The sequence below is a fragment of the Burkholderia sp. Ac-20365 genome, assembly GCF_017104715.1.
Classification (GTDB): domain Bacteria; phylum Pseudomonadota; class Gammaproteobacteria; order Burkholderiales; family Burkholderiaceae; genus Paraburkholderia.
On sequence record NZ_JAAGPI010000004.1, the window covers coordinates 340,493 to 366,395 of the forward strand.

Genomic DNA, 25,903 nt, shown 5'->3' on the forward strand with positions numbered 1-25,903 from the left:
GCACATTGCCAGCCCCACGCATTCCCGGCGGAGATATGCATGCTTTTCGGCGAGAAATCAGAGAAATTCAGTCGCCGTGATTCAGAGGCAGAAGTGCTGGTCCGAATCGAGCGCGCGCTGTGCGTGTGAGGCCTGAATTTGTCCTCGCACCTGTCGATAATGTGGTTCACTTGCACAGGACGCGCTGCTGTGTTGACACTCCAGCCGGTGCAATCACGCGGCATTACAGGAAAGAGATCAATGGATTCGAACAACCCGCGCTTTTCCATCGACAAGCTTGTCACGGACGCAGAATCGGGGATTTTCCGCGTCGGCCCGAATGCCTCACTGTCGGCCGAGGGACTAATGGTGGAGGGGCACGCTCAGGAGCTGCGCCATATCGAAGACTTCAAGTCGTTCGTGTTTTCTTCCGCGGCGGTGGTCTCGACAGTACTGGCGGAGCTGTTTCCGGATGTCGGAACAGTAATCGACGATGCGGGTAACGCGGAACCGTCTTCGGTCTCCGCGTGGGAGCACTACTCGTTACACAATGTGCTGTTGCGAACGGGTAAAGGCGATCCGTTGAAGAGCGGCCGCGTCGTGCTGCAGTGGTGCCTGGCCGCCCACTGCGTAGCCGTGATAACCGGGCACGAATGCGGGAAGTCGCCCGACTTTCTTCCGATCAGGCATTTGCTGAAGGAGGGCGGAAGAGCCCTCGCTACCTCAGTCAAGGACTGGGAACGATATGTGTACTGGGCGCGCGTCGGCTACATGCAGGCGCTGGCCAATGGTGGAGACACCCGTGACCCCCGTCCTGCAGCCGTCTCCGTCACCATCCCATGGCCCCGCGAACTGGGAGCCGAAATGGGGGCGCCGGGAGAAGGGTTTGCGAACGCGTGCCGCCTTGCGAGCGACATCCTGGTCGGCGAAACAAGCGGAACCTTATCGTCCTTCCTCGAAGTCGCAGGGCACTATGTACGGTTCAGTGAATCGAGTCAGGTCGTGGCGGAGTTTGACAGGCACGCGCCCGGGGCGGGGCCCGCAGCGCTTGCACTCGATTTCCAGGGCGTGAGATTCCGCGCGAGCCGTATGCCCTCGAAGCGGGACGGGATTGAGATGACGGAATACTGCTTCAGGATCCTGCACACTTCGTGATCGATTCTCGTGAGCGAAGTCTGAACGTTAGGGCATGACGGTCTTGATGTCGCACCTGCGACCTGTGCCACGGAATATTCCCTACGGTGGTGGGAGAGCGCTCGATCGCTTTAGCCGCCGCCCGACCATGGATCTGACATGCCTTTGCGCGACATGTGCTGGAACACGATCGCGTCGAGGACGGCCAGATTGTCGATATCTGTTCTCTGTGACGATGCTTCGATCAGCGCTTGCCGAAGAAGGTCTTCCACAGCGAGGTATCGTGACTTGCGGGCGAGCAGGGCAGAGTCGACGATAAGGATGTCGCCGAAGAAGCGGCTCCAGCGAGAGTCGAGAGGCACAACGTTGCGGGCGAGCCCGCTGTTCACAAGGATGTTCCGGATCTGCTTGTGACTGATCCGGGGGAAGGGGTCGGGATTGATCCCGAGGCTGAACTCTGCCGATTTCGTGATATCCCGATCGTGACGGTCGCCGCGCGCAAGCTCCCCGAAAATCAGGAGCGGGCTCTCAGTGTCCCGAATGTCGGACAGCGCGGTATCAGGCGCGCCGCCAGCCGCTTCGAAGAGCGGGAAGTTGCCCGCGACGAGGGTGCACTTGTTTTGCGCCATCCGGGGCACGTTCCGCTTGATCTCCGCTAGCACCTCTGCCGGATCGCACTCGATGCGCCTCAGATAACCAAGATCGAACAGTGGACCTTGGGCGCGGATGAAGCGATCGAGGGCCGCCCCTTCTTCGCTGTCCTCCATGCTCGACAGGCCGCAGGTGATGAACAGGCGCCACAGTTCACCCAGCGTCTGAATGGGGCTGGCCTGGAGGCGGCGGCGCTCCAGCCCATTCGACAGTTCGTCGACGGGCCGAAGGCGTTCGATCAGTTCAGCCACCTTTGCAACGTGTGATGCCGGTATTTCGAAGGTTCCTCGCGACACTTTCCGATCTCCTTTGGCTCGACTGACATCGGCGGGCAGGGCCGCGCGGCAAAGTTCCTCCACCTCGAGGTTTCCGGCCGCCCGTGCATTCGCCATGAGATTCTGGATCTCGGCTTTTTTGAGGCTCTTTATCTTGTCAATGGTCCACTGAATACCCATTCCAGCTCCAAATCAACACTACTGAAAATCAGGGGCTTGCGCGACCGGTTTAGCCGTAAAAGCACCGGCCACCGACGCGCGTGCCGGCTGGCAGGTTCGCCCGCCTGATCGTCCCGCCTTCCAGCACGCCTGCTGATGTCACGCGTCCGTCTGCGTCGTACAGTTGACAACCGAAGCCCGCCTGTCGTAGAGCGCGGTCGAAGACTCCGCCACCAAGACGGGACAAATCACCGCGCAGTGTTGCGCTAGCAAAAACAGGCACATCCGGGCCTCGCTTTGTACGGTACTGCTCCTGCGCTACCTCGATCCGGTGGACGACCAGGAATTCCCGGAAGCTCGGATAGGCGTACACGGCGACGGCGAGAATCACGATAGCCGCCGCAGACGCATGCCAGCGATGGGTGGCCGACAACTCATACAGCAAGCTCGCACCCCGCTCGCTCTTCTCAAGAGCGCCCCGAAAGAACCGTGCAAGGACAGGAAAGCAAGCGCCAGATGCAGCGACGGCGAGTACGAGCCAACTCAGGATCGTCTTGCGCTCGACAGCGGCCGCACCATTTACCACGACACTCTCGGCATCCCTGGACTCGATTCGATATCCCTCGGGCGTTGAGATGATAAAGGTGCGACGCAGCAGATCGCCGTGGACACTGACGTTGTTGTAGATGCACCCATCGCCCAACTGGTCGGTCGAAGCGCCCATGGATGCGGAGCATAAGCGGTAATCTGCAACCGCGACGGTTGCGTGATCGCGTTCGGTCGTGAAGCGGACAGAGGTCAAGGCGACTATGGCGATGCTCATCTGCGCAACGAGCATGAGAAGCGCCGTGAACGCCGATGCGGCGGTCCGGCGGAACTGAGATGCAGGCTCTTTTAGCGGTAGTGTGGACATTCGGTGTTCCTCTTTGCTTGTCGGCCCCGGTCTGGCCGGGCGGCCGCCCTTGTTGTTCGCCAAACGGGAGAAGGTTATTGGTCGGACCGTGCTTCCCCCCCCCCCGACGGGGCTGTCACGTGAGCCTTATCGGCGCATCGCGTGGGAAATTCAGGGGAGGGCAGCGAGTTTTCTATCTGCGGCGCAAGTATTCCCGTCAGCGGCGGGCACAGGGCTTCCGGTCCCGCCGTCGCGCGTTGTCTGAAAGCTCCAAGCCCGCTGTACCGACGCCGGTTATATGTTGTCGCCCGTTATGAAGCCGTCGCGGATGCCGGTTAGTCCGGCCACAAGATCGGTAGCCAGGGGTTTGACTTCCTCCCGTGCCAGCGCACCGAGCGGCACAACAACGAAACGTCCCCCGTTCCGGAGATCCAGGGCGAAGCAGTAATCCCCACCGTCCGTACCGATGCCCACGAAATCCTGCCCCATGCGTGCCCTGATCGAGAACAAGGCGTCGAGCTCAACAACCTGCTCGGCGCTCCACATGGACACGTAGAGATCGCCAACGTCTCCCTCGCCGCCATCCGCCCACAAGAGGAAGTCTTTATAGTCCGGTGGAAGCGAAACACCGAGTGCCGTTTCTAGGCCCGCAATTCCTGCTGAAGTGGACCGGGCATTTGCGTGAAAGCTTGCGCCCAGCAATGCGGTGAAATCGATCATTTGATGCGCTCCGGCCTGATCGAATTATCTGAACGCCTTCGAGGCCCGCTTGCGGCAGCACGTCCGAGATCCGTCTTTGGGCCGTTGCGAAGCACTGGGGAGCTCATTCCGCACGCGAAGGAAGGGCGATCCGCTCGACCCTGTAGCCGTCGTTGCTGAGTTTCTGTATCAGCCCGTTCTCGCCCGGCAGATGCATCGCGCCGACGACGATCACGGCGTGCCCTTCATCGAGAAACCGGCGCAGCCGCGGCATCCACGCAGCATTGCGCCCATCGACCATGATCCGGTCGAATGCCTGTGCGTTCTGCGGATTGCCGATCGACGCGTCAACCATCCCGCGCAGGGCTTCATAGTCTCCCTGGTTGAGCGCGTTGCCGATCCCCGTCAGAACCTCAGCGGGGTCGTGAGCAAGCGCCCATCTGAACGATAGATCGGTCAGTTGCGATGGCACGCTCTGTCGCGTCGCCTCGACAACGGCGTCGTCTTCGAGAAAGCCCAAAGGTATGCCGGCCGGCTTCTCGTTGCTCAGCACGGAGTCGCGGTTGAGAACCGCCATCCATCCGCACGGGGTATAAGCCAACTGGTTTGCCTTCTGCGAGGAGGGACGCAGCAGGTTCGCAAACGCCTCCTCGGGCGCGACTCCGGCGCATAGCGCGCGCTGCAGGTAGGTCGCAAGTTCTTCGCGCGTGAGACTTCGCGCCCATGGTCCAAGCTCCTTGCCCGAACCCTGATCGCCAGATTGGGGTACGCCCAAATGCTCGATAACGTATCGGCGTGCGCCCTCGAACACGGAAGCGTCTGGTTGCAGCAGTCCCTTGATGGGGACGTGTGCGGAACCGATGAGAACGCTCGATTCGCCGTTTGGTGCAGTGATCCGGAGGGCAGGCACACCCGCGTCTGTTGCAGCGTGAGCGGCCGTTGCCGCCAGGACAAACGTCGCAGCTGCAAGCTGGGCGATGATCGCCTTTATTTTCACTTTACTCTCCTGTTTCGCTTTCTAACGCGGCAAGCCCGGCCGCGGGCGTTCCAACAGTCGCTTGGATCCTACCATTCGCCCGAATCGATGCACGGGCTGGCATGGGGGCCTCCACGCCCGCTATATCCCGTCGAACCCGTCTCCTCCCGACGACGTATCCGGCCTTTGCGCTCCTGATGCCGTCATACGGTCGACGGCGGCGCGCGTAATTGCCCGAGTGCCGCCAACCAGCTAGAATCACGTGAGCCGTTAAATCGGCAACACGCGTTTTTCCCCACCGAGTGTGGGCAGTGGAATCAAAACCCTACCTTCTGCAGCTTGTGGCATACGCTTGACGAGCGTTCGCCAGAGGCTGTCCTCTCTCCCGTTTTCAAACAGCCCGACCTTCGGGCATGACAGGAGAGCAGATCCACATGAACCAAAAAACCAACGCATCGACCGGCTCGATTGCCGAACAGAAGGCCCTCATCGAGAAGGCCATCGAGGGCATGTCCCGCGAGACGCTCACTCATCTGATTGACGAAGCCGAAGGCGTGGGTTGTATGGATGAAGTCGACGAAGCCGGCCTGCGCGCGCAGGTAATGCGTCTGTGGACGCAAGGAAAGATCCCCTCGGCCGATATTTGCGATCTGGCCTGACGACATACGCGGCGTCGGACCGGTTGCGTGCCACATACTGGCACCAATCGGTCCGGCGGTTCGTTCGACCGTCACGCACAGCTTTGGTCAAGCGCTTCCAATGAGCGCTTGACCGAGGTTGTCTTCCCCCTCTCCCGTTGATCAACGCCCGTCGAAAGGGCACAACACAGGAGAGCTTTCCATGAAATCACAACACACCGCGAACGCTGCGACGTCTCTTGCAAAGTCGGATACCGATCTGTTACCTCAGATCCTGGCCGCAACTGGCGTGGCAGCAGCGCTCGAGCGAACCGGCGAGCCGATCGATCTCGGTAGCGGTAAGGTACTGCATCGTTTCGACGAGTGCGACGGGAAGACGATCGAACCGGACCGATTGCACATCGTCACTGATGGTGCGGGCGGTTACACGGCAATCATCGACCCGGACACCTCCGGGGCGCGGGAGTTCACTGGCCATCTGGCAGATCTTCCGCCGGCTCCGGTGGTCGACGGCACGTCCGGTAAGGCAACCGACCAGCCTGCCGCGACGTCGGGACGTAAACCTGCAAGCGAAAGGCTGCACGCGGTCATCCGCTTCAAGCGGACAGTCGACTTTCCCCGCTTCAGTATGGAGGAAGGTCAGACCTGGTCTTTCGCCGTCTACGGGGCGCTGGAACAGCGCCTCGCTGCGATCAAGGCCGGCGAGCGCTTCGACTTCGCGGGTGGTCAGTGTCTCGCGCAGGATGTGGAACTGATCTACGAGGGGCCGGGTAACCGGGAGTTTGCTCGCTTTCGCAATGGCGGAGGCATGAGCGTTGTACCAGAACCCTTGCAGGGCGGCGAGCCGGTCGAACCGCGGCAACCCGGGATTAAGCTGGTGTTGTCGGGCCGCTTCATCACGGATGCCGAACATCGTAAGGTGGCGGAGATGTATCAGCCCGGCGAGTCGGTCCTCGAGGGCGAGATGTTGAAGCGCCGCATCGTCGGATCCTTCAACGCGCTTCCTGACCTCGTGGGAATCCTGCTACGAGCGGACAAGGAAGGCGCATTATGGCAGGCGCTCTACAACGAAGGTATCACGGACTCATACGACGTCGCGCTCGCCAATGCAGTCAAAGCCCTGGGGGACGCAGGCGTCATTGATGTCGCCCATCGCTACGAGCTCGACATCGAAGCTGTCCGCGCGAAGGTTCAATCGACCTGAGGCGCAGGAAAGGCTGCCGGGTAGATCACCAGAAAACATCAAAGAGCAATGCGCCCGCCATACTTCCTTCGGAGGTATGGCGGGCTTTTCTTTTTGTTGGCCGCGGTTGGTCGGGACCAGTGCCGTCCGAAGCGACTAAAGCTTTGTCAGGGTCGTGCCGTTAGCGATTCCAGAGGGGCGCGCGCCCGTCCTCTGGCGCTCTGGTATCTGGGGCTGCTGACGAAAAACGCTACAACTCGCGCAATCTGACGTGACCCTCAACTCACCGGCGCCCACGCGCCTGCCCGTCAAGGGTGGTCGACGTGCGTTTTGCTGTTTTGACACCCCGGTAAGACCTACGCGGTGGCACGTAGCGCGCGACAAAAGCCGGCCGCGCGTACTGAATTTTCCGTCGTTTGCGCCGAAGACGGAACCATGTCACATGGCGAACACAACGGATGGTTGCGATCTCATGAAAAATTTGAAGGGCGCTCGGGTCGTCGCGACGGCTGCCGTTGTGGATATAGCGCCAGCGGTTCGTTATTGTGAAACGCAGGATCAACACCGGTTATCAACCGCGCAAGCCGATACCCCCTTATTTTTAGAGGAAGTCATACGTGGCTGACAATGCCCTGATTGAAGAAATCCAGAACTATGCGGCCTCACGCAAGAACGACGTTTCGCGTGGGGCGGAGACGGCGGCATTCGCTGCGTTGATGGTAGAGAAGTATGGGGAGGGACTCGCGAAGGCCGCTCACCTTCTGGGTGCAGATAACGGCGCCCTCATGCGGGAGGTCAGGCGGCTAGTGCTAGAAATCGATCCACAGTACCCGAAGCACCGCCAGTTCCGGTTCGAGGCGCGCCCGATCGCCCTGGCGATCGACGGCCGCGTGATCTGAGAGCGGGGCACCGATGCTACGAGCAATTTGCAGGGCGATCGACCTTATGTTCGGTTTGACGGGGCGGGCGCGAGAAGCGGCTGTCCTGAGCCGCGTGATGCGCATTCCGAAGTCGCTCGCCTACGACGGTGCGCCAGGGATTAAAGCGGAGGACATACGGCCGGAATTCAGTGACGGTGTCCCGATCGCCAACATCGACAAAAGCGCGCTTTATATAGTCGCCGAACCGGCCGATGAGCACGGTGCTTTGCGAACGTTTTTCGCACGCTATAACCGCAACACAGACGCATGGTCCGATGAGAATAGGAGCATCCTGCGTCACCGCCGGGCATCCGACCTGTGGATGGCGGCCGACGAACAGAAGGAAGCGTTTGGCCGGGCTGCGGAGCGGGCGAAGAGCAGAAGGCGCGCGGAGCGCAACGAATAACGACAATAAGAAGGAACAAGTCATGAGAAAACTCGCCATTAAACAGAGCGTGACGGTTGCTGTACTTCTCGGGGCGATGTTGGGCCTGAGCGGCTGCAACACGATCGCCGGCATCGGCGAAGACATTACGGGCGCATCCCGCTCCGTTCAGCGTGCACTCTGACAGGACGGTCCATGGAAAACTTCGAACAGCGGTCGTCGGGAAAGGTCAAGCGGGCGTTGCCGTTTGTGGCGTCCATCTTGATGGCAGGTGCACTCCTTGCCGGCTGGGAGCAATACAAGGAAGCGGGCCGCCTTCGTGCGGCGGCGAATGCCGATGTCGAAGCGCACATCAGCCTCTACCTGCCCCAGGTGTTTTCGGAGTGGTCCGAAAGGGTCCCAGGGGTGAGGTTGCTCGAACCTGACACGGTCTTCTCCGGGAGCAACTCCGTCATCGTGGCAGTACAGCCCGAAAGCCGATCACAGCCTTTCCGGGACGATCGCAAACTCTGGCACGTGCTTGCGAAGTCGCGCTCCGGTACGTACATCTCGCTGACGTATGAACTGTGCGACGACTGCGAAGCCGACAAAGACAAGCTGAAAGCAAACCGCATCTTCCTGGGATCGCCGACGAGTGTTCTCTCGATCGATCAGGCAAAAGACTGGCTGTACCGCGCGAATATGCGCGCCCTGTACAAGTCCGAGTTCGGGGTGGAAGCGCCGCCCGCAACCGTACAGGGGTGAGCCGCACAGTCCAGCATGGGAAAACAAGATTTTTGTAGGTGGCACTGAAATTTTTCAGACTGCATCCGAAAAGGTCCCCTGTGCGTGATCTACGCATCCACCTCAACGGTTACAAAACAGGAGAATTGAAGTGACCAAAGCACTGACGATTTCTGCGTGTCTGATCGCTGCGAGTGTCTGCATGCAGGCGGGTGCGGCCACGAAGGCGTTGCCGCAACTGCTCTCGTTGCAATTCGTGAACGAGGGGAATATCGACGTAGCTCTGCCTACGGTGATGAACAGTGACGGCACGATCTGCAGAAGTTACATCGCGGAAGTTACCAGCGAGGCGAGCGGGGCAGTGGCGACGACCGTGAAGCAGATCTGCGGCGCGCCGAACGCCAGCAAGTCCGGCCCCGCTAACCTCGTGCGCCTGGAAAACGTCGAGTCCGGCGGAGTGGTGATTCAGACGCCGACGGTGACCGTCAACCAGTGACCCTCCTGCGACGCCGACCGACACGGCCAAACTTGATCTCGGCTTTAGCTTCGCCGGTCGGCGCGCAACAAGACTGAAATGCAACCGGGAAGCAAATGAAACAGGAAGATCTTGATCACCTCTCTGGTTTGCTCGCTGCTGAGCCCAACAGCCATTGGGAGGCGCGATCGACACCCGCTGATCTGGATTTCGCGTCGCACCAGCCCGAGGACAGACCGAGCGCAACGATTTTCGAATCCACCGAACCGGTGGCAACGTTCTGGTCGTATATGCACAACGGGCCGTCGAACGCTGCCTTCATCGCATGGATGTCGCGCCACGTGCGCGCGTTGATAGCTGGAGAGCTTGCCGACGACGTGGCGACGGAAGGGCTGAAGCTGCTTTCTGATGTGACATACCGCGACTGGCTGCCGGGCCCCACACCCTTCTACCTGAGAGGCCAGAATGTTGGCACCGTGACGCTACGGTCGGCCCAGCACACGGAAGAAATCGCAACAGTGTGGGCTCCTCGAGCAGAGGAGAGAGCCGGACTGATGTGTTGGTTCGCAGCCGGCGGTGCCGATCTGCTCGCGCGCGCCTGGGGCACCGAAGGCTGCATAAGGGTAATCTCGGCGATGCTGGGCGCGCTTGATGTCTCGCGCGTGAAGCTGGACGCGGGCGTGATCGGTGCAGCGGTGGAAATCGTGGAGGAGCAGCGGGACCATCGTATTCCAATCGCGTATGCGCTTGACGTCGTGAAAGACGCGTGCTGGGAAGCGCGCTCGCAGAGGGACAACGACACGGCGGTCGCAACTGCCGATTTTATTCACGCCTTCCACTCGCGACGTCGGGCGCATCAACAGAGTCAGTCGCCCACGTAACGCCCAAATGGCCCGCCCCGGTATTCAATACCAGCTGCGTTTTCTTCTCGGTTCGGCGGGAGCATCTGTTAGGAGCGGCCGCCAGGCCTTGACTGGGCGCAAATCATAGTCATCGAAGCAACCGGGGCCCGCGACGAAGAAATTCCGGCGCTCCACCGTGCCAGATGGGGTCAGCACCTCGACCTGCACCTTGTTGCTATTCGCCATTGGTCCGTCCAGCCGGGTCGGCTGGCGATCCTTTTCCAGAATCCAATCCATAGCATCCGTCTCATTCGCATAAAGGAACGACGGTATCAGACATCCCGATACGCGCAACGACGTTCGCGAATCGGCGGCTGAATTTTTGCTGGCGAGCGCCGATAAGGGTTCCCACGAACAGGGAAAACAAACCGCACAGCGCCCCGGGGAACCGCATGAATGACGCCGTTCAAACCAATGCATTTGCAGCAAAAGTGCTGCGCGTCGTTCGCGCGCTAGCCCTGACAGGAGAGGCAGCGTCGAAATACCTTCTGGTCGAACTCGAGGCGGGAAGGCCTTTGAGCCCTCTCGACGTGAAACTATCGGTCGTATGCGCAGATCGGGCAGAGCATGCAGCGCAGTACGCGCTCGATGGGGTTTCAGAAGGTTCGCAAGCGCGCTGCCTGCTTGGCGATATTGAGTTCCTTCTGGCCGTAGACAGAGACAAACTTCACGAGTCGACACGCTCCGCAGTTCCGCGCGACACGGAACTTCACGAATTGCGTCACGCGTTCATGCTGCATGCACGAGAGCATGCGGCATCTACCCCTGGCGTTTGATCGCGTTGCAGTCGCTGGGACCTTCGCTGGGACACGTCGACGAGACTCGAATCCGGGGGGCGGTCCATCCAAAGAAACCGTGAGTCGTTCAAACACCCTTTGAGAAGGATAGAAACCATGAAGAAAATGCTCGCAGTTGCGATCGCAGTCGTATGCACATGTGCCCACGCCCAGTCGAACGGGGCCGCCCAGACGGTCAATTTCGTCGCCGCGGGCGCGGGCGATCTTCGCCCATCTGCAGTGTTTCGCGAGAACGGGCATCTGCACCTGCAGTTTGATAGTTCGGCGGTGCCGTCGCTTCCGGTTGCCCTCGCGTTGCGCAATGACGGATATCTGACGCCAGTCAACTTCAATGTGGTTCCCCGCGAGAAGGGCAGCACGGAGTATGTGATTCTCGATCCGACACCCTCGGTTGTTCTCAAGCTGGGCGACCGCGAAGCGGTTGTGGTCGCGTACTGAAGCGAAGCCGGCGCGCCCATGACGACAGCAGAACAAAGCGACGCAGAACGAGCAACCGCCTGGACAACGATGACGCTCGTGCGCATACGTTTGATAAGCCGGCTTGCTCGCCAGGGAGACCACGAGTCAGTGGAACAGGCTCTACTCGATATCGAAAAGCTGAGCGATGCTGCTCACAACCTGCCGAACTACCTGGCGAACATGCTAGCGGGATTGCCGGGGGCCACAGAGGGGCTGTCGCAAGAGCTCGTGCTTTGCGAAAGCGCACTGCGCGAGACGCGCTCCTCCAAAAGAGGAAAACAGCGTGAAGCCAGTGCCTCGCAGGAGATGATTTCCGGAGAGAAGGTCGATCGTTGAATCGACAGGCTGCGCACGGCCACACTGACGCGTGCGCACTCATAGGCGTATCGGAGAGCGGAATGGAAAGGAAACAGAATCGGCTGGTTCTCGTGCTGGCTTTGGTCGGGTTCGTGGGATGGGTGGCGGCAGTCGGGATGGCAGCAGCTGCTGCCAAAGCACGCGTTGCAGAGACGCTTGCGAATGCCCAGGCGGCTGACTGGAAGCGTCAGGCCGGGAAGGCCTACACAGAATTGCTGGCGGCGCGCTCAGGAATGCCAGACGGGTCGATCGTGCTCCCCGCAGGCACGCAGATCTCGAGTACGTACGAGATGGTCACGGAGAACGGCCGCGCCGTTGCCAGATGGACAAATGCGGCAATCTATCCGCCCAAAGGATACTGACCGGATCTACGTGCGCAACAGCGAGTAACACGCGCCGCCGTGTCGCGCATGGCGGGCAGGGAAGCAATGGAAGAGTATTTTGTATCGAGAAGTAGCGCCGTCCGGCGAATCATTGTTGAGCGGCAAAGAATGATGAAGGATCTCGAGCAGGGCCGCTTCACGCCGACGGGCGTTGATCGCGAGGCGTGCATCGACGATCTCGCCAGGTTGCTGTTCGACGTCAGGGCGGGTCGCAGCGTCAAGGTAATCGTGCCTTCCGTCGATAGGCAAATTGCGCTGTTTGTCACGGAGGATTGATCTGAGCCTGACGGGCAATAAGGGCGTGGACTCGCGGCGAACTCGCGCTGAAAAGTTGGAGGCAGTAGACTCTGATCTCGGCGACGGAGGTGCCTTCGCAGACCAGGCGTTCGGAGAGAGACGTTCCATGCGGCACCAGAGCAACCATTTATGGGAAATGCATCGAATGACAAATTGGCGTCGTTTGGCCGGAGGCCTGATCGCTGCGGCGGTGGGTCTTAGTACTAACGTGACATTCGCCGATAGCAAGACACAGCAAGATGGCTTCGGAACCAGCCTCCCGGACGGTTTCACGCAAGAGTTCGTCGTCGGGCAACTCGCGCCTGACCAGGACGCAGCGGCGGCGACGCTGGTGGGGGTGAAACCTTGGCCGGCCCGTCCGAACACGTACGTGGCCATTGTCTGCCTTGCGGACTCGCCGGCGAGGGCAGAGTCTAAACGTCGTGATGGTCCCGTTTGCGAAGACTCGGGGAGAGGGCCCGAAAATATCGGCGCCTGGCTGGGAGTATTCGAAAAGACAGAGGGGAAAGCGCCGACGCTCGTAGCGCGCACCACAGGGGCCATCGAGGAGGTGACCGACTGGTCGCACTCCAACATCGATGTCCCACAGTCGGTATGTACGGATGAGTGCAAGAACCCTCAGGAGTTGCCGGATGGGTGGACAAGGTTTGATCTTGCACCGTACAAGATTCGGCAGGGCGATTATGCGTTCGGTGTGCGTGCCTTCTGGAGCGAGGGATATGCAGGTGGAGGAGCCAGTTTCGAGGCACTGTACCTGTTCCGGATTGATGGCAACAAGATACGGCCTGTATTCGCACAGCCGATGTCGTTCAGCAAGTCGATCGCGGGCGACTGGCACAAGGATGGCACACGCGACCACGAGGATACGGGCGCGAACAATTCATTGGTCGTTTTGACGAGCCAGACGAGCGGTTTTCACGACCTGCAACTCCGCGAGCGGGGCGGGAAGTGGCATCAGACTTTTAAGTGGATACCCGCGCGGCGGGCTTACTCCATCGCGCCTTGATGCGAACAGGGGCTGGTCATCGCCCCCTCCGTTAGTGGGAGCTTCGCGCCCACTTTCAACGTTCAGCAGCCCCAGCAGTCAGACGACGACGTTCGGGGATGCGGTAGTCGCGGCGGCACGAAATACGTCCGCGATAGTCCGCGCAAGATCACAAAGACCGCCAATCTCGGCAGGCCCGATCCATCCGTCCAGTGGGGGTATCGGTGAGGCGGACGCGACGCGCTCGATCATTTCGCCCGGCCAGCGTGCTGCCAGCCCCAGATCGGCGAGGGCCTCTTCACGGATATCGCGCACCAGTTGCCACGTCAGGCCGGCCCCGTTTGAACGGTAGCGTTGCGCGATCGTGTGCACGACCTGGTCAAGGTCGGACTCAAACGCTGCCCGACGCTGGGGCGACGGACAATACTCCTCGTTGGCTGGTTCAAGTGGTGTAGTCATATCGATATTTTATCGGGAGCGGGCGCGAGGGTGCAGCAGCGGGGGACCGCCTATGCGTGGGGTGCACAGTGAGAGGCCTTTACGGCAGCTTCAAAGGCTGCTCTCGTCGACGTCATCCAGACATGTAGGTCGTCGATTGTGGCAAAGCCGCGCTCTTCCATCGCGCGCAGTTTGAGCGGCAGACTGGTGAGCGAAGCCCGGAATACTTCTTCCTGGCACAGCAGCAGGAATTCGGCAGGTACAGCCAGACCCAGGCCAGCGGGTGACGTTGTTCGTACGGTGCCCCTGCGCGCTGCATTGGCGCTGTTCGGCTCACTTTTCGGAGCGGCCATTCCCTCCGGGCTGGCAAACGCGCCGTAGTGCATCCACACGGCCCCAATGCCGCCGCACTCGACGCACCCAGCGCCAAGGTCACTCTGGAGGACGTCGCTGTACGGGTAGTCGCCGATGGCTTGGCCATCTTCACTCTCATGGCAACCGGCGCACGGCTCCCATTGGCCTTCGCCGGTCGCGAGTGCATCGGGCACGCCAGCGAGCTCAATTGGAGTAACGGTTTGCTCTGTCAAGGAAGCTCCTGTTATCGATTTTGGTGGATGGGCGGGGCGCTGCCGGGATTAGGGGCGAGTCTCCAGCGTTGGTGTTCACGGGCGCGCTGGCTACGCTATTTTCACACTCAGGTGGCGGCGCGCAAGGCTCCGCACGCGGCGGCGCGCTCTGCCAACCTTGGCGTGGTGTGGGCACCGGGTTTTGGTTACCACGTCCGAATAGGGGGCACGCGGTCGGTCTCGGCATCAGTTCGCCGCGCCAACACGTCTGCCGGCCGAAAATCTTTCGCAGCGCCTGAAAAAAGTCGGCGGCGCGCCGAATATGGCTTCTGAGACGGGCATCGGATGCCTTGACGACTCCGGGGCAGCGGTCGGCGATCAGCGCCAGCGTGCGTCAAATCGAGAAGAGCCCCAGAGATAAACAGACGTGCGCTGTATGCACAAATAACCCGGCTGCCAACTAGCGCCGAAACGGACGGTCCGAATGAACCCCATGAAAAGTGTCTTCTCGCTCGCGATTCTCGCAGCAACTCTCGCGTCGGTTGGCGCAAACGCCGCTGTGATCGAAGGCACGGCATGCCCGGTGGAAAACAGCGGCAGCGGTGGCGAAGAAGCCAACTCCTATCTGATCTGCGCGAATGAAAAGTGGCAGGACGCCCGGAAACTGGCGGGCACCGTCGTGAGTACGACCGTCACCTCGCCAAACGGAAAATATGTCGAGTTCGTGCGAACGACGAGCCAGCTCGAAGGGGTCAGGAGTGTCTGGCAGAGCAGTAACGATGAAGGCGCAGTTACGGTGGTCGCAACCGTCAAATCGGTGCAGCCCGACAATAAGGCTCACCTGGTGATGGATATCGCAGATAGCCGGCAGTCCTGGGAGAAGCATGTCGACACGGTGATGTCGTTGGATGACAAGAGCGTCGTCGCAACTGACAAGGAAGGGCGGGAGTATCGCGTGATGGTCGTGGCACGTCGTCCGTCGTAACGGTTCGCCCGTCGCCTGGCGGACGGACGAATGCCCGTCTCAATTTCAATTCTTGCCTGACAGGAACGAATACCAATGAGTGTCGCCTTGAGCATCTCGCTCGTCGCCAACACGTTGCTTTGCGTTACAGCGGTTGTGCTGGTCCGTCGGCTGCGGTTGAGCGACCGCCTCGCTGCCGCGTGTGCGTCCCGAGAAAGAGAGGCCGCCGATCGGCTCGGTTCAGAGATAGAGCGCGTTACCACCGACTTCTGCGCGCTCGGCTCAGCAGTCTCCGCGACGCTTGAAGCGATACGCGAGGATGTCAACCGCAACTATCATCACATCCACGATGGACATGTGCTTGATGTTCTCGCGTTCAGGCTTAGGCGCGAGGTTGAGGTCCACCCGGCACGCGTGGGAGAGATCGTTCTTGATGAAGAGCTTGCACGTCGCGCCGAGGCGCTCGGCGCCAGCGTGTCGACAAGGCGCACCATGACCCTCGGCCAGATTCTCGAATTCGGATTGCGTCTGCACGCAGTCTCACGTGAGCGCGCAGGCCGGCTGACTGAAGTGGTTCGGCAGCCGTGCGGTGATCGTGACCATGCCGACTGGCTCGGCAAGACTCTCGCGATTTACGAGCTGATGTGTGGTGGCGACAAGGATCTCGCGGTAAGACGCCTTTCCGCCGTCATCGAAACTTGGCACTTTGAACCGTCGACAGTTGCGGCGTGGCACGTCGAAGGCATCCGTTGAAGGTCTAAGGGGGCCGCGAGGCCGCCGACCGAGCGTGAAAGGAGAAAAGGACGGTTCGCCCCTGAATTTTTCAGCGTGACGTCCGAAAAGTGATCCTGTTGGCGGTCAGCTCCGTCAAAACTTTCCAGGAGATCAAGGATGAGTGAACGCACGCAAACGGTCGGCTGCACGTGTCCCCGTTGCTCGGCCCCGGGCCGTTCGGTTGCCGCAATGAACTATGCGGAAACGCAGGTCTGGGACAAGAGCGGAACATTCTCGGGTTCGGGCATCGGTATTGGCACCGGAGGTGTTGGCATCGGGTTCGGCGGCGGCTCATACTCCGAGCACGGCCAGATCTCGACAAAGCGCGCTGTAACGTTCGAAGAACCCGCGCCGTTTAACGTGCCGATTTTGCCCATCGTCTTCTCGGTCGTCTTCGCATTGGCCGCCATTCAGTTTGCGCCTGCGATGTTCGATATGTTCGGGATGACAGATGGCAGCACATCGTTCGACAACGTCAGTTCGGTACTTTTGACAGCGATCAAGTGGCTCGGCGCGATTGCAGCGATCGCCGCGGTGCCTTATCTGGTGTACCGGGTGCTTCGCGCTGGAGACGAGGAAGCGCACCTCAATAGCAAGGTGTACCCTCAGCGCCTCGCGCGCTATCAGGAGCTTCTCTATTGCGCGGATTGCCACACGCTCTACGACGCGCACGGCAACACCGCTGATGCGAACGGGTTGGGCTTCGACTCAATGATGCAAATCGGTACCGAGCGCGTTGCTGTAGCTGCGCTCCAGTGATTTCCATTTGGCAAACTCCGGATAACGCAAGCCGAAAAAGGAAGCTGCAGAATGAGAAATATTACCTTGCTGATCTGTCTGCTGAGCATGGCGGGAGCGGCCACGGCTGCCGACAAGGCGGCGGGAAGGACGTACGAGGTTTCCGCGTCGATCTATTGCCAGGACAACCGGGTGGTCGAGTTTCAGCAAATGTCTGTTGTCGTACCGCTGGATGGAAAAGTGCGTACGATGCACGATCCTCGCGAGATCGACCCGTATTCCGTGCACTGGACGTTGCTAAACCCGTGCGATGCAGATTCCGGCAAATCGGTGAGCTTTGATGTACGTGACCTGACGTACGGCGAGTTCGTCGTGACGGGGGAAACTCGTTCTCCCACTGTCCGGGGGCCCGGCTTCTGGGCCGAGATCAAAGGCGAGGAAGGTGAGGTCGCCCTGATACCGGGTGAAGGCAAGTTACATGTTCGCGTAACGGCCGCGGGGCGTTAAGTGTCGGCCAGCACTGAAAGCGCGGCCCCAAGCACGGCTACTGGAAGAGTGGCGGTGCCATCGCGCCATCGTCGTTGGGCAAAACGCAAGGTCGGGAGACGAGGGAGGTGAGTTGAAGATTCTGGGTGTTGAGATCAGAAGGCCGTCATATGCTGAAGTCACAAGAAACGCGCTTCAGTCGGTCGTTCTGCTGGTAGTGTTCGTTCTCGTATGCCGGCTTGCGAACATTCATATATCGGGGTACCTGACCGCGATCTGTTTCTTCGGCTATTGGTGGGGCACGTTCAGCAAGATTCTGGGGATACAGATCCGCGAGGGCTGGCGGCATCTTTTGCTGAACGTGGCGGGAAGTTTTCTCATCGTCTTTGGGATCGGTCTGGCCCACTTCGCGTTGACTTGACGCACTCCGGCGGACCCCCGCTCTGCGTTCCGTTGCGGTCGTCCGCCAGTGGAGCGGTACCCGGTTGGGGCTGTAACCGTACTTCGAGATTCGACGGTTACTTCCCTTTTCATAAGTCCTCGAGTAGTATCCGTTTCGCGGTCTCTCTGCTCAGAAGAGCGGAGGCTGCCATACCTCTCGCTGCCGATCAGCGAATTCAACAATTTCTAAGTCAGCACCCGCCTTGGGTCTGTTCGTTGAATTCGTTCGCGCATCGCGCAGAGGTCTTCCATGCAAGATTCTTCCCCCCGGGCCGTCCAGCCCGCACGCAAAACTACTCCCGCTAAACGCACGGTGATCTGGGCTACCCGGGCATACCGGGGCAGCCTCGGCCTGTACGTCGGCATCGCGTACGAGTCGGGCGTTTTGACCATCGCCGTTCGCACGTCATCGGGCGGCGCGATCTGGGTGCCAGCAAATACAGCGCTTACCGACGCTGAGGCTCGAGCATGGGCCGCAACCGGGTTTCGTCGCGCTCGTTAAGCTCGTCTGCACCGTTCCCATTGCGCAGTGGCCCATTTGGTCGCGCGCGAGTTGAGTCCTGGACTCGCCAATCCCCGGAGATTCATTCGTGCGATTCTATTTTCACGTCATCACCCATCTCGCCGGCAACCTGCTCTGCCTCGTCGGCGCCTTCGTAGTGGCTGCTGTCATCGTTTCCTGTTGTGGGGGCGACGTCCTGATGGTCAAGATTGCTGCTGTGCCGGGCCTGTTCTTCGGCTTTCTGTCCTTCATCCAAAGGGCGATCGCTCGCGCCTTCTGGCTCGAACATCGCATCCGCGAGGGTCACGACTTCTCGGACCACACGGTGAGCGACGCGTCGGGTGAGTATCTGCACGCTGCACCGGGGCACGACTTTTCGACGGTGGCGGACTTCGCCGCGCCGTGCCCGGCGTATGAGCCGACGCTTAACAATCCGTCTACAGGCCAACCGATGATAGGAGGGATGAGCGGCTTTGACACCAGTGGTCACCGGTGGTGTGAGTGACCGCTGCCTGAGGCAGGGCGATCTCGGTTGCGCTGCTTGACGTGGCGCCCTTACGCCCGGTTTTCAGATGGCTATTCGAACAGATCCATTGTGCGCGTGTCGACGGTGGATTGGTCATTGGGCGCCCGCACGCGCGGTTTCTTTTTCTTCTTTGGCTTGCCGAACAGGTCTGCCGGCGTGAATCCGAACTCAGCGATGGCAGCACGTGCCGCTTCGAGTGCTTCCCTCGCGGCTTGGGGACGAGCCAGCTTTATTTTTTCGTCGAGATCGCGCCGCTCGGCTAGGAGTTGAAGATAGGTAGCCATTGAAGGAAGAATGTGGTCGAGCGTAGCCCGGAAAAGCTTCATGTTAAGGCATGTCTGATCCCGGTCAATGAATCGGACACGACGAGGCAGCGTTCCGACGGGAGCGCTCGTCAGGGCGAACTAACCCGAAGGTGAGGCTTTTCAGGAGCACCCCGTTTTCAAGATGGTGAAGTTCTGTCGTACGGCGGGGGAACCCCCGACGGAAATTTAGAAAAGGTGAGGAGTTCCAGGAGCCGGGACGACGACTATGCCGGGAGGAACGTGGCGCTTCTCCTGCGTGCACCGCAGTGTCCGGAGCGCGGCCCACGTGGGAGGGATTAGGTGTCGAGGACGTAAATGGCGGGGGAGCAGCCGCATTCAGTTGATCGTTGCTAGTTGGTTCTGCGGGGGATTAAGCGCGCGGATACCAAATGTAGCTTTGCAAGATCGCTATCGGCCGACGCGCCGCCGCACTGGGCCACCCCGGGTCGCCCGCGCTATCGCGGCGAATGCCGCGAATCCAGCGCAACCGATGAGCCCAAGGGCGACAACGGCCGATGCGCCTGCAGTCAAAGCGATCGAAAGAGCGCTCACGGCGAACTCCTTTGGATGGGAATACCTGCCATTTCGACGGCTCGCTCGCGTTTTTCAGTTGGACTGTCAGATATTTTTCATAGTCTTTGTGTAGTCACCGCCCGGACTACTACCGCGAGGCTGAAAAATCCCCTATTGCGGCCGATATAGCTCCCCGGATGTTCATCGTTAATCGGGTGCCGGACGCGTATGCGACAGCGGCGAGCCGCGCCCACCGAAAAGGGGATGTTGATGGGCAAGAAAAGCGTGATAACACTCGCGGCGGTCGCGATGTCGTGCTTCGGTATTTCTGCTGTTGCCATGTCAGAGACGGCAGATTCGGTCTCTGTCGGGCAGGTAAGCGTGAGCGAGCTGGTTCTCGCGAATACGCCGACAGGTGCCCAATGCGGTGTAGCTGGGGCGCTTGGCGCAGCGCGCGATGGTGCGGTGCTCCTGTGTCACGACGGGAAATGGGAGCGCATAGGCCATGTGACGATCAAGCAAACGATCGCCGACGCGCGGGACCTGCAGTTTGTCGCCGCTCCGATCTGCGAGAAAGGTGAGAGCCCGTTCGTATCCATCGTCCCTGGGTCGAATAGCAGCGTTTCGCCCCGACAGACGGTGGACTACGCGATGCCGAAGGAAGGTAGTGGCTGGCGTCTGTATATCCGCCAGACCGCCGACGGCGCGGCAGGTATCGATCGCTCCGCTGCACTGACGGCAACCGTCACGACAGCCTGTTCGGCGTAAAGCGCCGGCGTCACAGAGGCGCCGTGGTTCGTACCAAAGCCGCAAAAGGACAGGATGATTCGAACGCTAGACGACAAAGACGTAGTGCGCGCGGCCGATCTGGTCAGCGCGATCCGTGCGCTTCCCAAGTACGGCTTCCATGTGATCCACGATCCCGACGCAGCAGCCAGCCCCAGGACGATGCGATCAGATCAGGCGCTTAACGCGGCCTGCCTCCTGCTGGGCGTGCAGGCAACTGACAAAGCACTCGCGCACGACGCAGTGCTGAACCTCGCCGCAGGCTTGCTCGATAATGCTGATGCCGCTACCAGGCGGATAGGCGACAAGGCGACCGGTATTGTTCCCGGTCGTCTGGCGCCGGCGGCGGATGCAACTGAGCTCGAGCGGCCGCCAGCGACCAGAGCGACGGCAAGTGACGGACGGCGCGCGCGCAGGCCTACACGAATCATCTGGACGGCGCTGACGCTGTTCGTCGCTGCCGCGATTATCGGCTACGGGCTGATTTGGGTATTGGATCCCGGGCTGGCAGACAAGATCAAATGGGTTGCCGTTTTGCTTTTTCTTTCGGGTTCATTCGCGGTGCCCGCGTGCTCGTGCTTAGGCAACAGGAAGGAGGCGTGATGGGTGGATATACAAAAATCGGCGGCGCGCTGGCCGGTGCCATTCTCGCTACGGCGGCAGTTTGCGCCGCTCTGCCCGCGGCAGCGACCACAGTCAGTGTGCCCGAGCAGGCAAAGGTCATCACGCGCAGTCCGCGAGTAGACCCGGACCTGATCCGCGCTATAGGCATTCAGGCCGTGCAAGGCGACGACAAGGGCCAACGGAAATTCGTCCCCGACTCGGTGACACTGGGGAAGGTCGAAGCTACGGGTTTCACTGACGCGCTTGTGAAGGGCACTATCCTTGAGGGGGACGGTCTGCTTTTGAACAGTAGCCGTGTCACGGTAACGAAAGTCCAATATCGGGTTAGGGTCAATCTCTCGACGGGCGAAGCGACGGCCACCCGCATCGATGAAGACGCTGCGAGGCGGGTGGCGTTGGAGGCACTTGCATCCATGTTCATCGACATGCGGCCGACAGAGATCACGCCAGAGCGAATCACCTACACATCAAATGTTTCCGATCAGACGTGCAATGTCGATCTGGTCGCAGATGCAGCGGATGCGGCAACGCACTGGCGTGTGAGAGGACTGACGTGCATTCCGAGGCTTAAAGGGCGCTGACGGTCGCTGGCGCCCGGTGAAAAAAAATCTGTCGTTCACCGGGCGGCCGACTGTTACGACTTGGGCTATGGCAGTGCGTCAGCCCGGTCTGGCTGCGACGATGGTGCCGACGACGGCAAGGATGCCAACCGCCGCCATGGGAATCCAGCCCCATGATGACCAAACAACAAACGCATCTTGATAGAACCAGACGTTCGCCATGGTGAGGTAGGCCACTACGACTACCAGCAACCCCCACCGGATATTGTCATGGGAACCGAAGCGAGCGATAAGCAAACTGCAAACGATACCGACCAATCCGGTCGCGTATGCCACGTGCAGGATTTGATCCGGGGTAATGTGAAAGCTCACAAGAATTGTCCGTTTCGCCTTGGTGCGATGGTTGTTTATTGACTTAACGTCCCGCCTGGGCGGACGCCTTAGTCGTCGGAGACGGTCTCGCCGAACTTGCTGGCGACAAACGACCTCATGGCGGCTTGCAAGGCGGTGTCGCCGCGTTCGTTGGTGGCCTGATCGGGAAGGCGCGCGAGCCAACCTGGCGCGTTCTGGAGCTCACCGAGAAAGAACCCGCCCGCGTCGACGGGGGTGAGGCGAATCCGTTCGCTTTCAATAATCGGAAAGCCGGCGCGCGGATCCGTCGAATACCGGGGACACTCTTTCACGCTCGCGCTACCGGGGCGCATTTCAAGCCAGTACACGCCGGCTTCGTTCGTCGGCTCATACAGCGTCGATCGCCGTTCGCCAAGGGCAAGTGCTACCCAAACGTCCAGTTGCGTGCCACCCAGTTCCGATACCTTCATGAGTCGTTCCTCGAACTGCAGTCTTGATGTAGTGGTGATTGAGCGGGCATTCGCTCGATGAAGATCTGAGATACGGTCACGCTGCCTGCCGCCAGTCGACTAGCTGCGTCGCGTACGGCAGCATCAGCGGATGCAGGGGATCTCCGCGCTGGGACAACCCGAAAACCTTTAGCGGCTTTCCGCTGGCGCGCAGCATGCACTCCACACTGTCGAAGCGGGAGCGAAGGGCGCGGGGCACCTTCGTTTGAGGCCCCCAGCACGGCACCAGCACATCGGCTTCGTCGATGATGGCGGCAATGTGAACGTCGTTATCCGGCCCGACCGGATCGGCGGCGCGTGCGAGACTGGTTACGTCTCGCGATCGATACGCGAACGGGTTGCCGACGATGAAGCGAGAGCCACCGTGTCGGCTCGTGAACCCATACCATTTCCGCACGCTCTGATCGTCCAGCGTGTGGTCAGCCGTCGACGGATTCACGCCAAAATAGGCGATCACGAGGTCTCCGCTAACGTCCTTGAGCAATACGCGGTCGAGCCGATAACGATATGTGCCGCACGCACTCAGGATGGCGCTCATCGCAGGGCGTGCTGACAGGTCCATCGTTAGCGTCGGGTTGACATCGCGAGGTCGCGATGTGACGTCAGCGCCGAGCTATCGAACTCGCCCCTCGATTCCCGTACGAGAGGCATCGCGACAGAGGTGCCTTTGACTGCCTTGCGGTTCAGACGCGACGCGCGCGCCCGTTCGGCAAAGGCCTGTTCATCGATCTTCACCGGCTCCGCGCTGCGTCTTTTGGATCTCCGAAGGAGATCAGTGCCGAGCCAGGGCTCGGGCCCGAGGTCATTGTCTTGCTGCATCTGGGAGTCCCTCGTGTCAGTGGAGAAGAGCGAAGCTCAGATGCCGGCCCACCGGTAGGCGGCCATCCGATACACCGCGGACTCAACGAGATTTCGCGCGTCATTGCCGGGGACGCCCACCTCCGTCTGCAGGCGGCTCGCATAGCGACGCACGACGCCTTCGGGGAGGATGCCGGTCCCGCGCAACTCCTTGAGTTCGACAACGGCGGCGCGGAGATCGCCCTCGGAAATTGTCTCGAGCAATGCGTCAACTGCGGTCATACGGAAGGTCCTTTGTTCAGGTCCGTCGAGATCCCATGCTACGCGCGACGGAGGGCGACGCAAGCGGGCGACAAAGCCGGATGGTGCAGAGCTGCGGGCATCGCACGGCAGTCCACGTGGGGCGAGATCAGGCCCTCGGTATATCCGACGTACGCAGAAGCTGATGCACCGCCCACAGGCAGGCCGGCACGACCAGGAGCGCGATCGCAGAGCCATCGATCAGGACGATGCGTAGCGGCTCGCCGGCGCCCGCATACTGAAGCCCGATACTGGCCATCACAGCCAGAGCGGCGATGAAAAAGCCGGGAGTACGGTACCCGGCAAATGCGACGATCCCCGCCACCACGATAGACACGACCAACCCCGAAAACACCATCACTTCTTCCGTCATCAAGCAAACGCGGCTGGGCCGCAAAAGGTTCGACGGACCGTCTCAACCGGCCGCATCGGCAGATTTCAAGACAGCGCCGCACCACGTGGCTCCGCGTCGTGCGGAAGCGTTGGTCGTCCACTTGTCACCTGTGCAAGGCCCGGACAGCGAGGCCGACTCGCGGCGCTGCGCAGCGTCGCCCATTTCACTTTTGAACCACATCCCAAAGCCCGCGATCGCCGCGACGGCAACCGCCAGAAGACATGCATCAAACTTTCGAATCCGCATTCGCGCGTAATAGCCCAATTCTCTCTATGGGCTCCTTTATCGGCGGCAACGACAGAGAATTCAGGCGGGAACGCAGAAAAAAGTTGGCGCCTCGATCTGACCTGTCGGAGCGGGTTCCGGAGACTCCGTAGCCGCGGTCGCGTATCCGTCGACACCTTCCTTGAACAGCCGCGCGATCGACCCGCAGTCCTTGTGCCATTGAGTCTGCCCGCCGCTGGCGACCTCTTTTAGATGAAGTGCCGCCGCCTTCTTGTCTCCGTCATCGAGCGCATTCAACGCCATCTCGATGCCAGCCAGAGAGACGTCGTCGGGACGCATCGCAAGCAGCTCGTCAACAGTTGCGCGGACCTGGATCTTTGCGGGACCAATGATGGTGACTGAGCCGTCCTCGTCGACCGAGATCAGTTCAAGGTCGAGAACCGGCATGAACTCCTTCAACCGCTGGCGACGCTGTCGTGGCCGGAGTTCAAAATCTACGCGCACATACGCCTCGAAAGGACGGCAGCACAATTCGCTGACCCGGCCGGTCCACCCACCGCGCTTCGCGGCCTCGCTCTCAGGAAAATAGCGGTTGCAGACGGCGTCGACGACGCGCACGGTCGCGCCGAGTGACAGGCAGGTGCTCAGGGCCATACGAAATGCTCCATACAGGTTGGTGGAAGACTTCAGGGTAGTGCCAGTCAGCAGCGAAGCAACTTTGCCCAGCGTCGAATGCTGGCGGCGATGGGGCGTCTTTCGAGCCCGGAGAACCCGCGAGGCTCGGCATCATTTCTGACGTTGCGCGTCAGGCGGAGCCGGCGTTGCAAGACCAACAGTCAAAACAGGGAAGGCCGCAATTGCGGCAACGCGAGCCTGACCTCGGAACGGCGCTATTACAGGGAACACCATGCGAATAGTCGAATTGAGCATGCGCGACGCATTGCTCGACCTTGCGGGAAGATCGGCGATGTATCGGATCGCATTGTCACGCGACTCATCTGAACGGCCGCCGTCCTGGGCGGACCGGTTGCTCTCCAAACCGGACCCTCTGCTGGAGTCCATTCTCGGGGATATGTGCGAACTCGCCCGCCATCATCGACACTCGGGCGAAGACGCACGCAACAACCCGCTATGGTCGCTCCTCGAGCTCCAGTGGGCCTACGACGAGGCGTACGAGTCAGGCAGAAGGGTCGAGGTTACCGACCTCTCCCCACTGGCGATCTACGAGTGCATGGCAAGGAGCAACGTTCTCGTCTGGCAAGGCTGGGAAATATCTGTGGGCGAAGTTCACGAGACGACGGACGATTATGGATGCCCGGCCTTCGAGTCGAGGATCCACGTACGCGCGCCTGGCCTTGTACGCGGGCGTGAGTTCGAAGGGGCCACGCGTGCGACCGCACGTGCCCTTTATCTGCATATGGCCGGTTGCCAGTTCGAGGGTGAGGATCTTCTGGGCGAGGATGAGCCGCATCCCGCCGAGGGCGGAGCGCTATCTGGGTATCAGCGGTACGCGGACGATGAGTGCGAGCCGGGTGGGGCTGAGACCGCAGGAAGGCGAGGCTGCGGATATGTGTGCTCTGCGAAGCATCCCGCCGCAATGGAGCAGTTCAGGCAACTTGCCGCAGCCGACCGATCGGCGTGGGAAGCAGCATTCGACGTCCATGGGCGCTACTACGATTCTGTGTCAGGCTTCTGGGCATCCCGGGCGGCTGAACTCAGGGTGGCAGAGACCGGCGATTGGGTGCCCGCGTACGAGTAGGCGGAAACGGTCGGGCGTGTGACTGACCTTGCTCTCGTGCGTCCCTAAAGAGATGCACGATCCAGTCGATCGCAG

39 protein-coding genes are annotated in these 25,903 nt (G+C 60.6%); 25 read left to right on the forward strand and 14 right to left on the reverse strand.

Annotation, left to right across the window (positions count from 1 at the left end; translation table 11 throughout):
• The first annotated feature begins 240 nt into the window (after positions 1 to 240).
• Positions 241 to 1,134, forward strand: coding sequence for a hypothetical protein (locus G3O01_RS10535; protein ID WP_205804561.1), 894 nt, complete (start codon positions 241 to 243; stop codon positions 1,132 to 1,134).
• 110 nt (positions 1,135 to 1,244) lie between these two features.
• On the opposite strand, the gene G3O01_RS10540 is transcribed toward G3O01_RS10535, so the two are convergent.
• The 4 genes from G3O01_RS10540 to G3O01_RS10555 all read right to left on the reverse strand — a co-directional run bounded on the left by G3O01_RS10540 (position 1,245) and on the right by G3O01_RS10555 (position 4,786).
• Entirely contained in the window at positions 1,245 to 2,219 is a 975-nt protein-coding gene (locus G3O01_RS10540; protein ID WP_205804562.1) for a hypothetical protein, read from the reverse strand.
• Positions 2,220 to 2,268: 49 nt separating this feature from the next.
• On the reverse strand, positions 2,269 to 3,111 hold the full coding sequence (locus G3O01_RS10545; RefSeq protein ID WP_205804563.1) for a hypothetical protein: 843 nt from the start codon (positions 3,109 to 3,111) through the stop codon (positions 2,269 to 2,271).
• A gap of 273 nt (positions 3,112 to 3,384) precedes the next feature.
• Positions 3,385 to 3,810 carry an SMI1/KNR4 family protein gene (locus G3O01_RS10550; protein WP_205804564.1) on the reverse strand — a complete coding sequence of 142 codons (426 nt, stop codon included), beginning with the start codon at positions 3,808 to 3,810 and terminating at the stop codon, positions 3,385 to 3,387.
• Positions 3,811 to 3,913: 103 nt separating this feature from the next.
• The gene (locus tag G3O01_RS10555) at positions 3,914 to 4,786 is read right to left on the reverse strand and encodes a TraB/GumN family protein (RefSeq protein WP_205804565.1); all 873 of its coding nucleotides are present in this window, start codon (positions 4,784 to 4,786) and stop codon (positions 3,914 to 3,916) included.
• 413 nt (positions 4,787 to 5,199) lie between these two features.
• On the opposite strand from G3O01_RS10555, the gene G3O01_RS10560 reads away from it, so the two are divergent.
• The 8 genes from G3O01_RS10560 to G3O01_RS10595 all read left to right on the forward strand — a co-directional run bounded on the left by G3O01_RS10560 (position 5,200) and on the right by G3O01_RS10595 (position 9,970).
• Positions 5,200 to 5,424, forward strand: coding sequence for a hypothetical protein (locus tag G3O01_RS10560; protein ID WP_205804566.1), 225 nt, complete (start codon positions 5,200 to 5,202; stop codon positions 5,422 to 5,424).
• 181 nt (positions 5,425 to 5,605) lie between these two features.
• Positions 5,606 to 6,607, forward strand: coding sequence for a hypothetical protein (locus tag G3O01_RS10565; RefSeq protein WP_205804567.1), 1,002 nt, complete (start codon positions 5,606 to 5,608; stop codon positions 6,605 to 6,607).
• Between the two features lie 596 nt (positions 6,608 to 7,203).
• Complete coding sequence (locus G3O01_RS10570; protein WP_205804568.1) at positions 7,204 to 7,485, forward strand: hypothetical protein; 282 nt, start codon at positions 7,204 to 7,206, stop codon at positions 7,483 to 7,485.
• Between the two features lie 46 nt (positions 7,486 to 7,531).
• Positions 7,532 to 7,912 (forward strand): hypothetical protein, encoded by a 381-nt coding sequence (locus G3O01_RS10575; RefSeq protein WP_205804569.1) that lies wholly within the window; start codon positions 7,532 to 7,534, stop codon positions 7,910 to 7,912.
• 22 nt (positions 7,913 to 7,934) lie between these two features.
• A complete protein-coding gene (locus G3O01_RS10580; RefSeq protein ID WP_205804570.1) occupies positions 7,935 to 8,075 on the forward strand; it encodes a hypothetical protein in 141 nt (46 codons plus the stop codon).
• Between the two features lie 11 nt (positions 8,076 to 8,086).
• Entirely contained in the window at positions 8,087 to 8,635 is a 549-nt protein-coding gene (locus G3O01_RS10585; RefSeq protein ID WP_205804571.1) for a hypothetical protein, read from the forward strand.
• A gap of 130 nt (positions 8,636 to 8,765) precedes the next feature.
• Entirely contained in the window at positions 8,766 to 9,110 is a 345-nt protein-coding gene (locus G3O01_RS10590) for a hypothetical protein (RefSeq protein ID WP_205804572.1), read from the forward strand.
• A 95-nt stretch (positions 9,111 to 9,205) separates the two neighbouring features.
• Positions 9,206 to 9,970: a hypothetical protein gene (locus G3O01_RS10595; RefSeq protein WP_205804573.1), complete on the forward strand. Its 765-nt coding sequence runs from the start codon at positions 9,206 to 9,208 to the stop codon at positions 9,968 to 9,970.
• Between the two features lie 24 nt (positions 9,971 to 9,994).
• On the opposite strand, the gene G3O01_RS10600 is transcribed toward G3O01_RS10595, so the two are convergent.
• Positions 9,995 to 10,228: a hypothetical protein gene (locus tag G3O01_RS10600; RefSeq protein WP_205804574.1), complete on the reverse strand. Its 234-nt coding sequence runs from the start codon at positions 10,226 to 10,228 to the stop codon at positions 9,995 to 9,997.
• A gap of 155 nt (positions 10,229 to 10,383) precedes the next feature.
• Here G3O01_RS10600 and G3O01_RS10605 point away from each other — a divergent pair, with 155 nt between their 5' ends.
• From G3O01_RS10605 to G3O01_RS10630, 6 genes are all read left to right on the forward strand, one after another.
• A complete protein-coding gene (locus G3O01_RS10605) occupies positions 10,384 to 10,767 on the forward strand; it encodes a hypothetical protein (protein ID WP_205804575.1) in 384 nt (127 codons plus the stop codon).
• A 117-nt stretch (positions 10,768 to 10,884) separates the two neighbouring features.
• Positions 10,885 to 11,226 (forward strand): hypothetical protein, encoded by a 342-nt coding sequence (locus tag G3O01_RS10610; protein ID WP_205804576.1) that lies wholly within the window; start codon positions 10,885 to 10,887, stop codon positions 11,224 to 11,226.
• An 18-nt stretch (positions 11,227 to 11,244) separates the two neighbouring features.
• Positions 11,245 to 11,583, forward strand: coding sequence for a hypothetical protein (locus G3O01_RS10615; protein WP_205804577.1), 339 nt, complete (start codon positions 11,245 to 11,247; stop codon positions 11,581 to 11,583).
• 62 nt (positions 11,584 to 11,645) lie between these two features.
• Positions 11,646 to 11,966, forward strand: a complete 321-nt coding sequence (locus G3O01_RS10620) for a hypothetical protein (protein WP_205804578.1) — start codon at positions 11,646 to 11,648, stop codon at positions 11,964 to 11,966.
• A gap of 129 nt (positions 11,967 to 12,095) precedes the next feature.
• Positions 12,096 to 12,263, forward strand: a complete 168-nt coding sequence (locus tag G3O01_RS10625; protein ID WP_205804579.1) for a hypothetical protein — start codon at positions 12,096 to 12,098, stop codon at positions 12,261 to 12,263.
• 166 nt (positions 12,264 to 12,429) lie between these two features.
• Positions 12,430 to 13,290 carry a hypothetical protein gene (locus tag G3O01_RS10630; RefSeq protein ID WP_205804580.1) on the forward strand — a complete coding sequence of 287 codons (861 nt, stop codon included), beginning with the start codon at positions 12,430 to 12,432 and terminating at the stop codon, positions 13,288 to 13,290.
• A 78-nt stretch (positions 13,291 to 13,368) separates the two neighbouring features.
• On the opposite strand, the gene G3O01_RS10635 is transcribed toward G3O01_RS10630, so the two are convergent.
• Both G3O01_RS10635 and G3O01_RS10640 read right to left on the reverse strand, forming a co-directional pair.
• Positions 13,369 to 13,728, reverse strand: coding sequence for a DUF2471 family protein (locus tag G3O01_RS10635; protein WP_241023822.1), 360 nt, complete (start codon positions 13,726 to 13,728; stop codon positions 13,369 to 13,371).
• 50 nt (positions 13,729 to 13,778) lie between these two features.
• A complete protein-coding gene (locus G3O01_RS10640) occupies positions 13,779 to 14,294 on the reverse strand; it encodes a hypothetical protein (RefSeq protein WP_205804582.1) in 516 nt (171 codons plus the stop codon).
• 463 nt (positions 14,295 to 14,757) lie between these two features.
• Here G3O01_RS10640 and G3O01_RS10645 point away from each other — a divergent pair, with 463 nt between their 5' ends.
• The 6 genes from G3O01_RS10645 to G3O01_RS10670 all read left to right on the forward strand — a co-directional run bounded on the left by G3O01_RS10645 (position 14,758) and on the right by G3O01_RS10670 (position 18,683).
• On the forward strand, positions 14,758 to 15,258 hold the full coding sequence (locus tag G3O01_RS10645) for a hypothetical protein (RefSeq protein WP_205804583.1): 501 nt from the start codon (positions 14,758 to 14,760) through the stop codon (positions 15,256 to 15,258).
• 75 nt (positions 15,259 to 15,333) lie between these two features.
• A complete protein-coding gene (locus tag G3O01_RS10650; RefSeq protein ID WP_205804584.1) occupies positions 15,334 to 15,990 on the forward strand; it encodes a hypothetical protein in 657 nt (218 codons plus the stop codon).
• 138 nt (positions 15,991 to 16,128) lie between these two features.
• Positions 16,129 to 16,770, forward strand: a complete 642-nt coding sequence (locus G3O01_RS10655) for a hypothetical protein (RefSeq protein WP_205804585.1) — start codon at positions 16,129 to 16,131, stop codon at positions 16,768 to 16,770.
• A gap of 51 nt (positions 16,771 to 16,821) precedes the next feature.
• On the forward strand, positions 16,822 to 17,256 hold the full coding sequence (locus tag G3O01_RS10660; protein ID WP_205804586.1) for a hypothetical protein: 435 nt from the start codon (positions 16,822 to 16,824) through the stop codon (positions 17,254 to 17,256).
• A 112-nt stretch (positions 17,257 to 17,368) separates the two neighbouring features.
• A complete protein-coding gene (locus G3O01_RS10665; RefSeq protein ID WP_205804587.1) occupies positions 17,369 to 17,656 on the forward strand; it encodes a hypothetical protein in 288 nt (95 codons plus the stop codon).
• A 610-nt stretch (positions 17,657 to 18,266) separates the two neighbouring features.
• Positions 18,267 to 18,683, forward strand: coding sequence for a hypothetical protein (locus tag G3O01_RS10670; protein ID WP_205804588.1), 417 nt, complete (start codon positions 18,267 to 18,269; stop codon positions 18,681 to 18,683).
• A 71-nt stretch (positions 18,684 to 18,754) separates the two neighbouring features.
• Here G3O01_RS10670 and G3O01_RS10675 read toward each other — a convergent pair whose 3' ends face one another.
• Positions 18,755 to 19,030, reverse strand: a complete 276-nt coding sequence (locus tag G3O01_RS10675; protein WP_205804589.1) for an H-NS family nucleoid-associated regulatory protein — start codon at positions 19,028 to 19,030, stop codon at positions 18,755 to 18,757.
• A 756-nt stretch (positions 19,031 to 19,786) separates the two neighbouring features.
• On the opposite strand from G3O01_RS10675, the gene G3O01_RS10680 reads away from it, so the two are divergent.
• The 3 genes from G3O01_RS10680 to G3O01_RS10690 are packed head-to-tail and all read left to right on the forward strand — an operon-like array spanning position 19,787 to position 21,513.
• Positions 19,787 to 20,290 carry a hypothetical protein gene (locus G3O01_RS10680; protein WP_205804590.1) on the forward strand — a complete coding sequence of 168 codons (504 nt, stop codon included), beginning with the start codon at positions 19,787 to 19,789 and terminating at the stop codon, positions 20,288 to 20,290.
• A 54-nt stretch (positions 20,291 to 20,344) separates the two neighbouring features.
• Positions 20,345 to 20,911, forward strand: coding sequence for a hypothetical protein (locus tag G3O01_RS10685; protein ID WP_205804591.1), 567 nt, complete (start codon positions 20,345 to 20,347; stop codon positions 20,909 to 20,911).
• Positions 20,911 to 21,513 carry a hypothetical protein gene (locus tag G3O01_RS10690; protein ID WP_205804592.1) on the forward strand — a complete coding sequence of 201 codons (603 nt, stop codon included), beginning with the start codon at positions 20,911 to 20,913 and terminating at the stop codon, positions 21,511 to 21,513. Before G3O01_RS10685 ends, G3O01_RS10690 begins: the two co-directional genes overlap by 1 nt.
• 78 nt (positions 21,514 to 21,591) lie before the next feature.
• On the opposite strand, the gene G3O01_RS10695 is transcribed toward G3O01_RS10690, so the two are convergent.
• From G3O01_RS10695 to G3O01_RS10720, 6 genes are all read right to left on the reverse strand, one after another.
• Positions 21,592 to 21,864: a hypothetical protein gene (locus G3O01_RS10695; protein WP_205804593.1), complete on the reverse strand. Its 273-nt coding sequence runs from the start codon at positions 21,862 to 21,864 to the stop codon at positions 21,592 to 21,594.
• A gap of 68 nt (positions 21,865 to 21,932) precedes the next feature.
• Positions 21,933 to 22,313, reverse strand: coding sequence for a phage protein NinX family protein (locus tag G3O01_RS10700; RefSeq protein WP_205804594.1), 381 nt, complete (start codon positions 22,311 to 22,313; stop codon positions 21,933 to 21,935).
• Between the two features lie 76 nt (positions 22,314 to 22,389).
• Complete coding sequence (locus G3O01_RS10705) at positions 22,390 to 22,890, reverse strand: DUF1643 domain-containing protein (RefSeq protein ID WP_205804595.1); 501 nt, start codon at positions 22,888 to 22,890, stop codon at positions 22,390 to 22,392.
• Positions 22,891 to 23,207: 317 nt separating this feature from the next.
• The gene (locus tag G3O01_RS10710) at positions 23,208 to 23,432 is read right to left on the reverse strand and encodes a hypothetical protein (RefSeq protein ID WP_205804596.1); all 225 of its coding nucleotides are present in this window, start codon (positions 23,430 to 23,432) and stop codon (positions 23,208 to 23,210) included.
• A gap of 127 nt (positions 23,433 to 23,559) precedes the next feature.
• A complete protein-coding gene (locus tag G3O01_RS10715; RefSeq protein ID WP_205804597.1) occupies positions 23,560 to 23,823 on the reverse strand; it encodes a hypothetical protein in 264 nt (87 codons plus the stop codon).
• Between the two features lie 327 nt (positions 23,824 to 24,150).
• Entirely contained in the window at positions 24,151 to 24,723 is a 573-nt protein-coding gene (locus G3O01_RS10720; protein WP_205804598.1) for a hypothetical protein, read from the reverse strand.
• A 274-nt stretch (positions 24,724 to 24,997) separates the two neighbouring features.
• On the opposite strand from G3O01_RS10720, the gene G3O01_RS10725 reads away from it, so the two are divergent.
• Positions 24,998 to 25,828: a hypothetical protein gene (locus G3O01_RS10725; RefSeq protein ID WP_205804599.1), complete on the forward strand. Its 831-nt coding sequence runs from the start codon at positions 24,998 to 25,000 to the stop codon at positions 25,826 to 25,828.
• Positions 25,829 to 25,903 lie beyond the last annotated feature (75 nt).